General features: G+C 63.4%; 15 protein-coding genes and 1 pseudogene. 13 read left to right on the top strand and 3 right to left on the bottom strand.

Annotated elements, in window-relative coordinates:
* Positions 1-22 precede the first annotated feature (22 nt).
* From ACW2Q0_RS30000 to ACW2Q0_RS29955, 10 genes are all read left to right on the top strand, one after another.
* The gene (locus tag ACW2Q0_RS30000) at positions 23-1,093 is read left to right on the top strand and encodes an MlaD family protein (RefSeq protein WP_457194286.1); all 1,071 of its coding nucleotides are present in this window, start codon (positions 23-25) and stop codon (positions 1,091-1,093) included.
* On the top strand, positions 1,094-2,098 hold the full coding sequence (locus tag ACW2Q0_RS29995; RefSeq protein ID WP_457194285.1) for an MlaD family protein: 1,005 nt from the start codon (positions 1,094-1,096) through the stop codon (positions 2,096-2,098).
* Positions 2,095-3,057, top strand: coding sequence for an MlaD family protein (locus ACW2Q0_RS29990; protein WP_457194284.1), 963 nt, complete (start codon positions 2,095-2,097; stop codon positions 3,055-3,057). The genes ACW2Q0_RS29995 and ACW2Q0_RS29990 overlap by 4 nt, the downstream gene beginning before the upstream one ends.
* A 62-nt stretch (positions 3,058-3,119) precedes the next feature.
* A complete protein-coding gene (locus ACW2Q0_RS29985; protein WP_457194283.1) occupies positions 3,120-3,776 on the top strand; it encodes a hypothetical protein in 657 nt (218 codons plus the stop codon).
* A gap of 248 nt (positions 3,777-4,024) precedes the next feature.
* Positions 4,025-4,429 (top strand): SCP2 sterol-binding domain-containing protein, encoded by a 405-nt coding sequence (locus tag ACW2Q0_RS29980; protein ID WP_457194282.1) that lies wholly within the window; start codon positions 4,025-4,027, stop codon positions 4,427-4,429.
* A 44-nt stretch (positions 4,430-4,473) separates the two neighbouring features.
* Positions 4,474-6,012, top strand: coding sequence for an acyl-CoA synthetase (locus ACW2Q0_RS29975; RefSeq protein WP_457194281.1), 1,539 nt, complete (start codon positions 4,474-4,476; stop codon positions 6,010-6,012).
* Between the two features lie 66 nt (positions 6,013-6,078).
* Complete coding sequence (locus ACW2Q0_RS29970) at positions 6,079-7,344, top strand: cytochrome P450 (protein ID WP_457194280.1); 1,266 nt, start codon at positions 6,079-6,081, stop codon at positions 7,342-7,344.
* 9 nt (positions 7,345-7,353) lie between these two features.
* Positions 7,354-8,751 carry an aldehyde dehydrogenase family protein gene (locus ACW2Q0_RS29965; RefSeq protein WP_457194279.1) on the top strand — a complete coding sequence of 466 codons (1,398 nt, stop codon included), beginning with the start codon at positions 7,354-7,356 and terminating at the stop codon, positions 8,749-8,751.
* 334 nt (positions 8,752-9,085) lie between these two features.
* On the top strand, positions 9,086-9,604 hold the full coding sequence (locus ACW2Q0_RS29960) for a cytochrome c oxidase subunit 3 (RefSeq protein WP_457194278.1): 519 nt from the start codon (positions 9,086-9,088) through the stop codon (positions 9,602-9,604).
* A 4-nt stretch (positions 9,605-9,608) separates the two neighbouring features.
* Positions 9,609-9,896, top strand: a complete 288-nt coding sequence (locus ACW2Q0_RS29955) for a cytochrome C oxidase subunit IV family protein (protein WP_457194277.1) — start codon at positions 9,609-9,611, stop codon at positions 9,894-9,896.
* Between the two features lie 383 nt (positions 9,897-10,279).
* Here the strand turns inward: ACW2Q0_RS29955 and ACW2Q0_RS29950 are convergent, their stop codons facing one another.
* Entirely contained in the window at positions 10,280-10,696 is a 417-nt protein-coding gene (locus ACW2Q0_RS29950) for a cupin domain-containing protein (RefSeq protein ID WP_457194276.1), read from the bottom strand.
* 13 nt (positions 10,697-10,709) lie between these two features.
* On the opposite strand from ACW2Q0_RS29950, the gene ACW2Q0_RS29945 reads away from it, so the two are divergent.
* The gene (locus tag ACW2Q0_RS29945) at positions 10,710-11,294 is read left to right on the top strand and encodes a CoA transferase (RefSeq protein ID WP_457194299.1); all 585 of its coding nucleotides are present in this window, start codon (positions 10,710-10,712) and stop codon (positions 11,292-11,294) included.
* Complete coding sequence (locus tag ACW2Q0_RS29940; RefSeq protein WP_457194298.1) at positions 11,294-12,232, top strand: enoyl-CoA hydratase/isomerase family protein; 939 nt, start codon at positions 11,294-11,296, stop codon at positions 12,230-12,232. The genes ACW2Q0_RS29945 and ACW2Q0_RS29940 overlap by 1 nt, the downstream gene beginning before the upstream one ends.
* 18 nt (positions 12,233-12,250) lie before the next feature.
* Here ACW2Q0_RS29940 and ACW2Q0_RS29935 read toward each other — a convergent pair.
* Positions 12,251-12,943, bottom strand: a pseudogene (locus tag ACW2Q0_RS29935) (tyrosine-type recombinase/integrase); the annotation flags it as partial.
* A 143-nt stretch (positions 12,944-13,086) separates the two neighbouring features.
* On the bottom strand, positions 13,087-13,542 hold the full coding sequence (locus ACW2Q0_RS29930) for a hypothetical protein (RefSeq protein WP_457194275.1): 456 nt from the start codon (positions 13,540-13,542) through the stop codon (positions 13,087-13,089).
* 518 nt (positions 13,543-14,060) lie between these two features.
* On the opposite strand from ACW2Q0_RS29930, the gene ACW2Q0_RS29925 reads away from it, so the two are divergent.
* Entirely contained in the window at positions 14,061-14,627 is a 567-nt protein-coding gene (locus tag ACW2Q0_RS29925; protein WP_457194274.1) for a DUF4333 domain-containing protein, read from the top strand.
* Positions 14,628-14,975 lie beyond the last annotated feature (348 nt).

Below are 14,975 nucleotides of genomic sequence, written 5' to 3'. Positions count from 1 at the left end.
GAGGAACCGGAAAGTAGCGCTCGTGTCCGTGCTCGTGGTGGGCCTCGCCGCCAGCGGTGCGGTGGGTTACGCGACCATCACCGGGGACGGCGGGTCCGGAGGCGGTTCGGGGTTCTGCGCCGATATGCCCGACGCCGTGGGCTTGTATCCGGGAAACCCGGTCACCCAGATGGGATTCAAGGTCGGACACGTCGCCGGCGTCAAGCCGCAGGGCAACCACGTACGGGTGAGCTTCACGCTGGATTCCGGGCGGGCGTATCCGGCGGATGTGAAGGCGGTGACCCGGTCCAAGTCCCTGCTGGCTGACCGCAGCCTCGAGCTGGTCGGCAACTACGCCTCCGGTCCGAAACTGGCTGCGGGGCAGTGCGTTCCGGTCTCCCGGTCGTTCACGCCGAAGAGCATTTCCGAGATCGCGGGGTCGGTGGCGGATTTCATCGACGCTATGTCGCCGAACGACGGTCGCAAGAGCCTGCAAGAGGCGGTCGACGGCTTCGACAAGGCCATGCACGGCAACGGCGAACTCGCCGGTCAGATGATGCAGCACGCCGCTGACGCGATGTCGAGCCCGAACCAGTTCGTCGCGGATATCGGCGCGATCATCCACAACATGGCGCCCATGAGCGACGAAGCCCTGCAAAAATGGTCCACCATCCAGTCCATCCTCGACCAGGCGCCGGTGGTCGCGCCGGCTGGCGCCGAACTATTTCCTGGTGTGGGCGAATTCGCCAGAGGTGTCGGTTGGCTGGTCGCCATGTTGTACATGATCCAGTCGGACTACGGGGACATCCTGTGGCCGTTGATGGACGGCCCGGCGACCGATGCCATCCATCTAGCCGCGGGCCACTCGAAGGATATTGCGGGGCTGGTGGATTCGATCCCGGCGGTGGCGTCGGTGCTGCGGCAGCAGTCCCAGAGCCCGGGCTGGCTGACGGTGGCCTACCAGCCGCCGACCGTGCAGGTGAATTCGCCCGATGCGGCGCAGATGTGCGACGTGCTCAACCACATGACCGCCGACGGTTGCAGCAGCGTCGACGGGCACCTCCAGGTATCGGCGCTGCGGCTGCTGGACCTGGTTGTTGCGAAGGGGAAGTAGATGAAACTGTCGATTAGGCTCGAGGCGCGCATCAGCGCGGCGGCGCTGTGCTGTGGTGTCGTGGTGACCGGCGCCGCCTGCTCGCTGGGCCCGAACGATCTGCCGTCGGTGACCGGTGGGATCGGCGACTCGTACAACCTCACGCTGCAGTTCGCCAGTGTGATGAACCTGCCGACCGGTGCCGACGTCATGATGGACGGCCTGCGCGTCGGTGTGGTGCACGCCGTGGATGTGTCGAACCAGGACGTGACGGTGGCGGTCCAGCTGAAAGCCGGCAGCCGAGTGCCCGCCGACGCGCGCGCGGTCATCCGCCAGGACACTCTGCTCGGTGACACGTATGTCGCGTTGGACCACGACCCGGCCACCGCCATCACCGACGTCCTGCAGCCCGGCGGTGTCATTCCGGTGAGCCGCACGACATCGCCGCCGCAGCTCGAGGACACCATGGCGCTGCTGGCCTACTTCGTCAATGGAGGCAGCATCCAGAAGATCGAAGACGCCATGAGCCGGATAAACCGGGTCATGCCGAATCTGCCGGACGTGCAGAACATGGCCTCGGTGGTCGCGGGTGATCTGCACGATCTGGCGAAGAACACTGAGCAGATCGACCGAATGCTCGACGGAGCCAACGCCACAGCGGCAGCGATCGCTGCCAGGAACAGCTCCCTGGCCGAGGTGTTCTCCCAACACGGGGTCCGCTTCTGGTACCTGACAGCGAAAGACGCCATCGCCTATCTGTCAGAGCTGCTTCCTTCGATCGGCAGTATCTTCAGCGGTGGCATCTGGATGGTTCCGATGCTGGACTCGATGGCTGATGCCGGTGGGGAGATCCGCGACATCTACGATGTCGCCTCCTCGGACAAGCTGACAAACTTCCTTCAAAACACCGTGGCGCCGTTCGTGAATGACCCGTCGGTGAATATCCGCTCGGTCCAATCCGCCAATGGCGATCAGGTGATCGGCGATGTCGAGAATGTGCTGCGCATGCTGGGAGCGGTGAAATGATCCTCACCAAGACACGCATTTCCGTCGCCGGGATGGCCGCCTTGGCCGCCGCGTCTTTCCTGTACATAGATCACCTCGGCCTCGAAATCGGCGTGGTGGAACATGTGCGCACCGCGAGTATGGCCGTGCCGGATACCAACGGCCTGGTGGTGGGGTCTGGGGTGCTGATGCGGGGTGTGCAGATCGGCCACGTCACCGCCATCACTTCATCGGCCGATGGAGTGTCTGTCGCCATGAAATACGATGACGGGTACCAGTTCCCGGCCGACAGTCGGTTCCGGGTGGACAACCTCTCGGCGCTGGGTGAGGCCTACGTCTCGGTCACCCCGGACACCGAATCCGGCCCCTACCTGGCAAATCATGCCACCATCAAACCCGTGGACGTGGTGGTGCCGACTACCTTCAAGGAACTGTCGGCGCGGCTGACCCGCATGCTCGAACAGATCGATCCGGACAAGATCGGGGATATCTTCCACGAGCTGAATGTTTCCTTGCCCGACGACACCCAGGTGCTGGGGAACTTGAATCATGCCGGTGAGTTGCTGGCCACCATGATCACCAATCAGGCCGACAGCCTGACCACGCTGTTCAACGCCATGCAGCCACTGCTGGAGCGGAGCGGGAAGGTGCCCGCGGACCTGGTCAACACCACACCGAACATCGCCGAGTTCGGTCGCACGTTCGCCCAGTTGTTGAACGCGCTCCGTTTCGCGCAGGTGAGAGGACCGCTGACCGTCGGCATTCGCGATGGTGCGAGCCCGGTCATCGACAACCTTCAGCGTTTTCTGGACAAGAATGCCACCGACCTGCACACACTTGGGGTCGATCTGTTGCCGGGCGTGCGTGCGGGTGCGGCGGCGATGTCAACGGTGAACGTCGGCACGCTGCTCGACAATGCGTTAGCCGCAACCGATTCCGGCGACAGCCTCACCATCCACCTCCGCATACCGGGAAGATAGCGCGCGCTTCGGCGGAGGCGAATATCGAGAATATTGGAACGCTATTTGCAGAAAGAACTCTAATGACAAAGCAATCCGCAGCAGAGGGGTTGGGAGAATCAGCCCAGGCCGCCGAATCCGAACGTCGCCGGGACGAGGGCAGTGCGTCGGTCGTCGACCTCGTTGTCCGCCGGGGTCGGCGCGCGGGCGATTCCGCGATCAAGCTGAAGACGATCGTGTCCGCAACGATGGCCGCCGCGGTCGTCGTCGCCGTGGGTGTGCTCGGCTGGCAACTGCACTCCAAGTCGAACTACCTCGACCACCTGCACGCCGGCATGGCCGCCCAGGCCCGTGCCGAGCAGGTCGCCCTCGACTACGCCACCGGTGCCGCGCAGATGGACTTCCATGATCTGGCGTCGTGGCGTGGCCGGCTGACCAAGGGCACCAGCCCCGAGCTGTCCAACCGGCTGACCCAGGCCGGCACCTCGATGGAACAGATCATCACGCCGCTGCAATGGGTGTCCAGTGCCTCACCGGTCACAGCCAAGGTCATCTCCGAGACCAACGGGGCCTATTCGGTCGATTGCTTCGTCAGCGTGCTGACCAAGAACAGTCAGGCACCCGACGGCATTCAGTCGACGGCCACCTACAACCTGACCGTGGACAGCCACAACAACTGGCTCATCACCGACATCGGCGGCATCGACTCGGCCCTGCCCCCAGGAAGGGCGTCGAAGTAAATGCGATCGTGCGTCGACCTGACCGGCCGCACTCACCGGATCGTCCGTTTCGGACCGGCCACAGCACGGTGGGTGAAGGTGGCCTCGGAGATGGCCGAAGCATGGCCACTATCCGAGGTTGGTGGCCGGTGTGGCTCGAATCAGTGGGCACAAGGTCCGACGGAATATCGACGTCGGATTCGCCCCAAAAATTTAATCAAAGATATATTATAAGACATACCGGGTTGGTCCCGGTGGAGAGGGACGAGATGGCTTTCAAGGACGCGGGTGAGGTTCGCAAGTACATCGGTGGGATCTTCGAGTCGGCCTTCGCCGATCCGGAAATCGGGCCGAAGCTGGCGGCGACCGGCATCGTGCTGGGTTTCGAGTTCTCCGAGCCGGACGCCTATCTGGTCGTGGACACGGTCGCGCAGGCGGTGGACATCGGCAAGGAGTCGTTCGACCGGTCGACGGCCACGATGAAGATGGCCGCCGAGACTGGCAACGCCTACTGGCAGGGCAAGGTCAATCTGCCGCTGGCGATGGCCCGGGGCAAGATCAAGGTCGGGGGCAATATCGCCAGCATGCTGAAGCTCGCTCCGCTGGGCAGCAAGCTCTACCCGTCCTACGTCGAGAGTCTGCGTCGTGACGGGCGCGCGGATCTGTTGGTCTGATCCGGCAGTACGCCACGATTTTCGAGCCGAGAGGTACCGCACAAATGTTTCCTGGCGTATACGCTCAGTCCACTCCGGACAAGCCGGCAGTGGTGATGTCGGGGTCTGGCCGGACGATCACCTATCGCGAGCTGGATGACGATTCGGCGCGCTTTGCTCGCGTTCTGCACGATCTGGGGCTGGGCACGGGCGATGTGATCGCCATGGTGTCGGACAATGCGCCGGAGTGCTTCGAAATCTATTGGGCGGCGTTGCGTTCGGGCTTGTACGTGACGGCTGTGAATTATCACCTGCTGCCGTCGGAGGTCGCCTACATCCTCGACGACAGCGATGCGAAGGTGGTGATCGCTTCGGCGGGCGTCGCCGAGCTCGCCGAGGCGGTGCGGCCGCTGACAGCCGGGGTGGAGCATTGGTTCGCTTTCGGTGGTGACATCAACGGATACGATTCCTACACCGCGGCCCTCGCGGGGGCCGGTGAGCGGTTGCCGCAACAGCCTCGCGGTTCGGACATGCTGTATTCGTCGGGTACCACAGGCCGTCCGAAGGGCATCAAGCCCCCGTTGCCGGAGCTCACCGTCGACCAGCCCGGTGATCCGTTGACCGCGGTCACCGGAAAACTGTTCGGACTCAACGCCTCCGATGTCTACCTCTCGCCAGCCCCGGTCTACCACGCCGCGCCGCTGCGCTGGTGCGGGGTGATTCACGCCTACGGCGGGACCGTGGTGATGATGGAGAAGTTCCGGGCCCAGGACGCGCTGGAGGCCATCGAGCGCTACCGTGCCACGGTCACGCAGATGGTGCCGACGATGTTTGTGCGGATGCTGCAGTTGCCGGTAGAGGTGCGCGAGCGCTACGACACCTCGAGTCTGCGGCTGGCACTGCATGCCGCGGCGCCGTGTCCGCCGGAGGTGAAACGGGCGATGATCGACTGGTGGGGCCCCATCCTCGCCGAGTATTACGGCTCCACCGAGGGCAACGGGCTGAGCGTGATCACGACCGCTGAGTGGGAGAAAAAGCCCGGATCGGTGGGCCGCAGCATGCTCGGGTCGGTGCACATCTGCGACGACAATGACGCAGAACTGCCCGCCGGTGTGGTCGGGACGGTCTACTTCGAGCGCGAAGTACTGCCGTTCGAGTACCACAAGGATCCGGAAAAGACCGCTGCCGCACAACATCGCGAGCATCCGAACTGGACCGCAGTCGGTGATCTCGGATTCCTCGACGAGGATGGCTATCTGTTCCTGACCGATCGCAAATCCTTCGTCATCATCTCCGGTGGGGTGAACATCTATCCGCAAGAGGTCGAGAATGTGCTGGCGCTGCATCCGGCGGTCTTCGATGTCGCGGTCATCGGCATCCCCGACGCCGAGATGGGGCAGCAGGTCAAGGCCGTCGTGCAGCCGAACACTGGTGTCGCGCGGACCAGCGAGCTGGCCGCCGAAATCATCGACTACGTGCGCGAACGTCTTGCCCACTTCAAGGCCCCCAAGAGCGTGGACTTCGTCGACCGGCTGCCCCGCACGGCCACCGGCAAGCTGGTCAAACGCGAGCTGGAAAAGCTGTACACCCAGGCCCGAAATTGATGCCACGCCAAGGCGAACTCATGAGGAAGCACGGATATGACGACAGCAGACACGACAGCAGCGGACATGACGACAGAGGTTGAATCGGTGTCCCGTGCCTATGATCCGGTGAGCATCTCGCCGCTGGCGTTCTGGGCGAAATCGGCCGACGAGCGGGACGAGACATTCAAGGTGCTGCGCGCCGAGCGGCCGGTGAGCTGGCATCCGCCGATCGAGGGCGCCCTGATGCCGCCGGAGAACTCGGGCGTGTGGGCGGTCACAAGTCACCGCCTGATCACCGAGGTCAGCAAGAAGCCGGATATCTTCTGCTCCGGCTTGGGAATTCAGCTCGAGGAAGTGCCCGCCGACATTCTCGAGGCGGCTTCGTCGTTCCTGGCGATGGATGCGCCGCGGCATCCCGCGTTGCGCAAGCTGATCAGCTCGGCGTTCACGCCCAAGCAGATAGCGAAGATCCACGACCAGATCAAGAATCAGGCCCGGATCATCGTCGACGAGTTGCTCGAGGTCGGTGACGGCGAGTTCGACTTCGTGCACCAGGTGTCCAAGAAGCTGCCGATGTGGACGATCTACGAAATGGTTGGTCTGCCGGCGTCGATGCGCGAGGACGCGGCGCACTTCGCCGACGCCATGGTGGCCTGGGCCGATGAGGATGTCGCCGGCGGCAAGGAACCGGTCGAGCTGCTCAACGACGCGTTGGTCGGGTTGCTGATGATGGGTATGGAGATCGCGCAGGAGCGTCGCCGCAACCCCCGGTCGGATCTGATCACGAATCTGGTGCAGGCGGAGGTGGACGGGGTCAAGCTGACCGATGACGAGATCGCGTCGTTCTTCGTGCTGCTCTCGGTCGCCGGCAACGACACCACCCGTAACACGATCAGTCTGGCGACCAAGGCATTGTGCGACTTCCCGGATCAGAAGGCGCTGTTGCTCGAGGACTTCGAGGGCCGCATCGGTCCCGCTCTCGAGGAGTTCGTGCGGTGGGTGACCCCGGTGATGACCTTCCGGCGCACCGCTACCCAGGACACCGTCCTGGGTGGTCAGGAGATCAAGAAGGGGGACTGGGTCGCGACGATCTTCTCTTCCGGTAACCGCGACGAGACCGTCTTCGACAATCCGCACCTGCTCGACATCACGCGCTCGCCGAACCCGCATGTCGGTTTCGGTGGCGGTGGTCCGCACTACTGCATGGGCAATTTCGTGGCCAAGATTCAGCTGCGCGAGATCTTCGATCAGTTGCTGCATCGGGTCCCGGATCTGCAGGTGGGCGAGCCCACCGATCTGGTCGGGAACTTCGTGCGGGCCGTCAAGCGCATGCCCGCAACCCTGCGATGAGGTGATGAGATGACCGAACCGATGACCCGTGCGGCCGCGGTGGCCGATGTTCCGGCGGTCGTAGCGCGGGCGCGCCGCGGTTTTGCCTCGGGCCGCACCCGCAGCCGCCAGTGGCGCATCGAGCAGCTGAAGAATCTGATCAGGCTGATCGACGCGCACGAAGACCAGATCGCGTCCGCGCTGGCCACCGATCTGGGGCGCCCCGGGCCCGAGGCGTGGCTCGGGGACATCGCCTCCACCCGCGGCGAGGCGGTGTTCGCGGTCAAGCATCTGGGCAAGTGGATGCGGCGGCAGCGGCAGCCGTTGTCGCTCAGCCAATATCCCGGCTCGGCCTGGGTGCAGTTCGAACCGCTCGGTGTCGTGCTGGTCATCGGTCCGTGGAACTATCCGGTGTATCTGACGCTGGCTCCGTTGGTGGCGGCGATCGCCGCCGGCAACGCCGCCGTCCTCAAACCGTCCGAGCTGGCGCCGGCGACTTCGGCGCTGCTGGCCCGGATCGTGCCGGAATACCTGGATCCTGAAGCGGTTTTCGTGGTCGAGGGCGACGCCGTAGTCACCCAGGAACTGCTGGCACAGGGGTTCGATCACGCGCTGTTCACCGGTGGCACCGAGATCGGCAAGAAGATCATGGCCGCGGCCGCGCCGACGCTGACCCCGGTGACCCTGGAGCTGGGTGGCAAGAGCCCGGTGATCGTGGCCCAGGACGCCGACCTGGATGTCGTCGCGCGCCGGATCGCCTGGGTGAAGTACATGAACTCCGGGCAGATCTGCATCGCCCCGGACTATGTACTGGCCGATCACCGGATCCGGGACAAGCTCGTAGACAAGATCATCGCCACGGTCGGCGAGTTCACCCGCGAGGACGGTGGTGCCGGACGTCGCATCGTCAACGAGCGTCAGTTCGACCGGCTCGCGGGCTATCTCGAGAAGACGCGGGGCAAGATCGTGCTGGGCGGTGGTGTGTACAGGTCGTCGCTGTCGATCGAACCCACTCTACTGGTCGATCCGGACCCGGACGACGGCGTGATGCAGGAGGAGATCTTCGGTCCCATCCTGCCGGTGCTGTCGTACGAAAAGCTGGACGATGCAATCGCTTTCGTGACCGCACGGCCGAAACCGCTGGCGGCGTACTTCTTCACGAAGTCGTCGTCGGTGCAGCGGCGGCTGATCGCTGAGATCCCCTCCGGCGGTGTGGTGATCAACCACATCGCGATGCATTGCCTGGAGCCGAATCTGCCGTTCGGCGGCGTCGGCGCCAGTGGTATGGGCGCTTACCACGGCCGTTGGGGATTCGAGGCATTGAGCCACCGCAAGGCGGTACTGAAGAAGACATTCCGCCCCGACCCGAAACTCGTCTACCCGCCCTACACCAAGCTGGCGTTGAAAATCATGCGCAAGATCTTCTAACCCGCGAAAGCCCCTTGCCGCGAACTTATTCGCCCTGTTTGCCGCGGCAAGGCCGGGCACGTCGGGCTCAGCGATCCGGTGCGATCACACCGCTGCGCCCGGACTACCCATCATCCCGGCCCGGCCACGCGAAACGAGGCAACGCGACGACAAACGCACACAAATCGCGCCACCGAGTCCATCGACCGACTGATCGTGTGCGCTCTCGTTACCGACTATCGGTCGGACGTAGTGGACCGCAACGAACAGCAGGAGGACCATGTCAACGACAACCGCACGGAATCGGCAACAGGCTGGGACAAGCTCCCATATACCAGGAGAAGAAGGGCTATGGGTGTTCATCCTCGGCGACATGATTGTGTTCGGTGTTCTGTTCGCCACATTTCTGAACTACCGCTGCAAGAATCCGCGGTTGTTCGCTGTGTCCCAAGGAGCATTGAATCAGAACTTCGGCGCCACGAACACGGTCGTGCTGTTGGTCAGCTCCCTGCTTGTGGTCTTCGCCGTCCGAGCCGTGCGTATGAAATCCAGACTTGCATCACTATTCGTGGTGGGGGCATTCGGGTGTGGGCTGATTTTCTCGGCGCTGAAGATCGTGGAATATACTGGCAAAATCCACGACGGCATCACGCCCGTCGCGAACGATTTCTTCATGTTCTATTTCGTGCTGACCGGACTGCACTGGTTCCACCTGATTATCGGGTTGGTGGTGCTATCGGTGTTATTCGTACTGGCCCGCAAGCCCGATTTGAGTAAGCAGCAATTCGCATTTTTCGAGGGCGGCGCATGTTTCTGGCACATGGTCGATATGTTGTGGATCGTGCTGTTCCCCCTTCTGTATCTGGTGAGGTGAACATTTGACGACATTGGCAGAAATCGCGCGCACCCGCGTCACGCTGGTCTGGTTGGTGCTGGTCTCAGCAACTGTGCTGTCCTGGTGGCTGGGCACCGAGGGCGGTCATCGTGCAGGCGGCAGTCATGCACTCGCGAGCGTCGTGATCTTTCTCGTAGCGTTCGTCAAGGTGCGCTTCGTTGGCCTGTATTTTATGGAGCTGCGGAACGCGCCGCTGGCGCTGCGTGGACTGTTCGAGGCATATTGCCTGGTGGCGTGCGCCGTTCTTGTGGGAATGTTCCTCGCGGCATGACATAGCGGTAGGAAACCTGAAAATCTGACGAATGAAGCCCGCGCGCGAAATAGCCGGAAGGGACGGCTCGGACGGGACTTCGGTGTTCCCGGTCAAAAAGGGATTTCCATATCAGTCGCGTCATTAGCGAATTCATGGCGACAGGGTGAAATCTGGGGCTTGACACTATTAGGTTGCTTTGACTAGCAAAGAAGATGAAGGCGATCTAAGCCTCGATCCATGGACCCGGGTTTCGGGCTGGTCCATGGATCGAGGCTTAGGTCGCGCACGCGGAGGCCTATGGTTCGGATTTATTTTCTACGAACGCGTAAGCAGACCGGTCGCGATACCGTTGTTTGCTTACGCATTCGCAGAAGGGGTTCGGCTGGACGCCCGGCGCGGGATCAGCGGGCAAAGGATTTCGCCCAGGGGTCGTCGGCTCGTGCGGTCCAGTAATTGCTGAACAGGAACTGTGCTGCCGCGATGTCTTGTGGCGCCGGCTCGTCCGTTCTCGGGAGAAGCTGACGCTTCGGTGCTGGTCTCGCGAGCCCCTTGATCACTTGCTCGAATCCGCCCGGGGTATAGCCGTTGAGTACATGGCACACATCGCTCGTGACGTTGAAACTGTGCACGGTGCCCCAAGGAATCCACAGAGAGTCGCCATCTTGCCCCGACGACGTTTCGCCCTCGAGTTCGAAGTCGACAGTGCCGTCGAGGACGTAGAACCACTCGTCGACATTGTGCACGTGCTTGGTATGTGCGCCAAAGTCTTTCGACGTCAACTTCTCGGTGACCGAAAACGATGTCTCGCTGCTCGACACGGACCTCGCCCTGATGGCGCCTCGGATTGCGGTGTACCTCGCCGGCGAACCGGAACCGGCGCCCAGTGGAGGCACCGACTCGGTTCTCGCGGTGTACCAGCCCTTCGAGACCGCCGACCGGAGCATCGCGATCGATAACGACACGATGTGGCAGCGCTTCTGCGCCGCGGTCGGCCTTGCCGAACTTGCGACCGATCCGGCGCTCTCTGACAACGCCGGGCGCCGCCGTCACCAGCCGCGAATCACCGCGCTCGTCGCCGAGCGGTTGGTGACCCGGACGGCTGCGGACTGGCTTCGTATCCTCGCGGAGGTCGACGTACCTGCCGCACTCGTCCAGACGCTGCCCGAAGTGGTCAAGGACCCGCAGGTCATTGCTCGTGGGTCGCTGATGCCGGTACCGGACTCAGCCGGTGAATTGATGACTGTTCGGAGCCTGTTCCGGCTGGCCTCGGCTGCACCCCGCAATGAGCGGTTTCCCGAACTCGGTGCGAACACTCGTGAGGTACTTCTCGGGCTCGGTTACGGCCACGACGACGTGACTGCACTGGTCGCGGAGGGCGTAATAGCAGAAGGTGCTGCAGAAGGGATGGTGCCCTAATGAGCGTATTGGAAATCGAGCGGGCCGATGCGGTGACGACACTGATGATCAATCGGCCCGAGGCGTATAACGCGCTGAACACCGAGGTGATCGAGGCCCTGCTGGATGCGGTCACCGAAGCCGAGGCCGATCCTGCGGTTCGGGCGCTGGTGGTCACCGGGAGCGGGGAAAAGGCATTCAGTGCGGGCGCGGACTTGAAGGAGCTCGCTGGAATGGGGCCGGATAAGGCCCGACGTGTCATGAGTTCTGGTCAGCAGGCCTTCCGTGCGGTGGAGCGATCGGCTGTGCCGATCATCGCGGCGGTCAACGGGGTTGCGCTCGGCGGTGGGTTCGAAATGATGCTCGCCGCAACACTTCCCGTGTTGTCGACCAAAGCCTCGCTTGGTCTACCCGAGTCGAGTCTGGGACTGATTCCCCGGTACGGGGGCACCCAGCGGTTACCTCGGGCCGTGGGGCAGCGGGTGGCGGCGCATTTGATGCTCACCGGGACGCGCCTCGACGCGGACCGCGCCTACGCGCTCGGACTGACCGCAGTACCACCGGTTGCACCCGAGGAGTTGATGACCACCGCTACCGCGATCGCCGAGAAGGTCGCTGCCCAGGGCCCGATGGCTGTGCGGTCGATTCTGTATGCGCTCGAGGTCGGGCGTGACGCCCCGCTCGATACCGGCCTGGGAGTCGAGACCGGTCTGGCTGCCCTCGCGGTAGCGGGTGACGAGTCCACCGAGGGCATCGGCGCGTTCCTCGAACGCCGACCTACGAAGTTCGCCAACCCGGAGGCACACTGCCCGCGGTGGGCGCGGTGGGTGATGCTCGAAACACGGATTTGGCAGCGCATATCCGGGGGTCGCCCCGAGGACCGGCGTTCGCTGTGGGACCAATGTCAAAGAGTTCGTCCCAGTGGCTATCGCCGGCCTCGGGGCAGAGGATCTGCCTGACCGCGTCGTGTGGCGCAGCCAGTGGATGGAGATGCCGTGGGTGATGATCCAGGGCAGGTATCGGCCGAGGCGCTCGAACAGGTAGTTGTAGCGACGGCAGGTGATGGGTTTACCGTTGCGTGCACGGAGTAGTTGCTCGTTCGGTGCGGCTCCGCGTTGTTCGGCGTGGCGGCACAGTGCGCGCATCAGTGTGGGGGAGACCGGCTGCCATTGTTCGGTGCCGCCTTTCTCCCGTAGGAGAATCACCGACTGCACGGGATCGAGATCTTGGGGACGCAAGGCCAGTGCACCGCCACGGCGGCAGGCGGTTTCGGTGTGCAGGCGCAGCAGCAGGGTGTCGAGTTGCGGGTCGTTGCCGGTGGTGGCGGCGACGCGGTTGATCTCGGTGAGGATGTCTTCGGGCAGTGCACGCCGGTTGGATCGGGTGCGCCGGGGTTTGGTCAGCCTCGCGGCCGGGTTGTCGCGTGGGTCGATGATCCGGTTGTCTTCGGCGTGCTTGTAGACCCGGCGTAACGCGTCGATGACGTGGCGCACGACTTCACGTCCGTCTCGCCCGTTGCGGCGGATCAGTCGCTGGGTTTTGATCACCTCGCACAGCCCCTGCAACTGGGCGGGAGTCGGCTCGTTCAAGGGCCGGTCGGCCCATCCCGGCTGGGCGAGGATCTTGGTCCAGTATGTCTGGTAGTGGTCGCGGGTCCGGCCCTCGGGCATGCTGTCGGCGACGACTGGGATGTAGTCACCGAAGGTCGGGACGCTTGTGGCCGCACTGGTGTCGTCGCTGAGCTCGGCGGCGGTGAGATCGAGCCGGTCCATCATCATCCGGACCGCGGCGATGTCGGCGTCGCTGCGCGCGCTCACCGGCTCACCCCCTCGCAGAAGCGGCGAGCGGCCATCTCGTCGAGGACATGCGGTGGGAAAACCACCAGCAGGCGTTGATCAGGATCGGCGGCCAACAGGACCCTGTCGTGATGGTGGATGCCCGCGGCTCGCCGTGCATGGGCGGGCAAGGATAGATGCCCATGCTGGGTGACCCCGCGGCGGCCGTAGCCGGGCCGGGTGATCACGATCAGCCCCGCAGCGATACGCCAGGACAGCAGGTCACCGGGGTGCCAATCCAGTACTCGCAGAACGGCTTTGTCGACCACGCGCCCGTTGGTGTCGACCGGGCGCACGCTGTACACCGCGGTATGTGCTGGTGGTTGCTCCACGGTCGCCATCGGCAGACCGGTACTGATTCCGGAGGCATCGCCGTCGATGAGTCTGATGGAGGAGAAGGAAGGGATCAGCGGAGATACTGTGTCATCGGTCACATCGACCACCACCGAACGGAGCAAACCCGCAGGTGGGGGTGTACGGCCAGGACAGAGTGTCCAGGCGATGCCCGGACCCGATTTTGGGGGCATAAATGCCACAACTCTGTGTCCGGAGGGGGACACATGCGCTAACCACACAGATCGACCTGCGGAAACGCTAAGCGTGTGGCACGGTTCGACGATTGGAACCCTGTACGCGCAGCGCTTGTAGCCCTCGGCTGGGTGGCTGTAACAGGGCTGCTGGTGTTCATCGAGCGACGTGGCGAGAGTAATCGTGGCGAATAGGCCGCATCAGCGACCGGGGGTCTACCTGAACCGGGCACAAGTAGTCGAGCGGATCGGTGCCGCCCCATTGTCGGTCATAGAGCGTGTTCGTCCTTGCGACGGATTCGCCGTCGACAGCACCGTCGATCAGCACGGCCGGGGAGACGAACCTGCCGGGTCGGGCACCATCCGCCACCGCGGGCGGCCGACCTACGGTCATAGATTGCCATCGCGGATGCAAAAATTGAGCCATGCGTTGGTTTCTGCTGCTGGTTCCGGTTGTCGTTGTGACGGCGTGCTCCTCGGGATCGGGCCCGGCCGGTCCGCCGTCGGTCAGCATTTACAGCCTCCAGTCCAAAGGGACGGATCTGTTCAAAAGCAAGATTCATCAGGATCCGAAGTCGGTGTCTTGCGACGGCGAGCTGGACGCCAAAGTGGGTGCGACACAGAAATGCACGGTCGTGGATCTCACCGGCGGGCAGTGGGCGTTAACTGCCAAGGTCACCGATCTGGACGGTGACGTCGCCGAATACGACATGAATTTCGACGACAAATTCGCGACAGCGGAGGAGGTGGCGAGCCAAGTCGGCGAGCTGGTCCATCTTCAGGGGATCAGTACCATGAATTGGCAGTCGGTCGGAACAGTCGAGTCGAGTACGTGCGACGGAGTTCTGCGCGGCACGGTGGGTGCCGAAATCCATTGCACCGTCACGAACAGCGATGGAACTGTCGTGCCCGCGACCGCGAAAACCGTTGGGATCGAGGCTGGCACCGTGAAGTACGACGTGTTCGCAGGCGGAAACCATTGGAGCCGTTAGCCAGTTCATCGTCACACGGCGGCACGATAGGTCTCGCACAGATGCACCGGAATCTCCTATCACGGCTGCTCAGGACCGCAACTATCAGCCATATCTCACCCAGAGGTTCTGGGCCTGCGGGTCAGTGACCGGGTGACGGCGGTGCGGGCGGCGGGTTCGGCGTTCGGATCGGGGCTTGGGCGGTGGATGACGGCCCGTCGCACCAATGCGCCGCTGATGTCGGAGGCATCGGCGGGTGGCGATGATGTCAGGAATCTCAACTGTCGGAGGTTGTCGCCTGGTCTCGTGTGCCCTGCCGCTGCGCGAGCGGTCCAGACCTGCCCGCGAAGCCCCTCATTGAGGTTCCCC

Source organism: Nocardia citri (genome assembly GCF_054065835.1).
The sequence above is the reverse complement of the archived record's forward strand: the minus strand, read 5'-3'. Positions and strand labels throughout refer to the sequence as shown.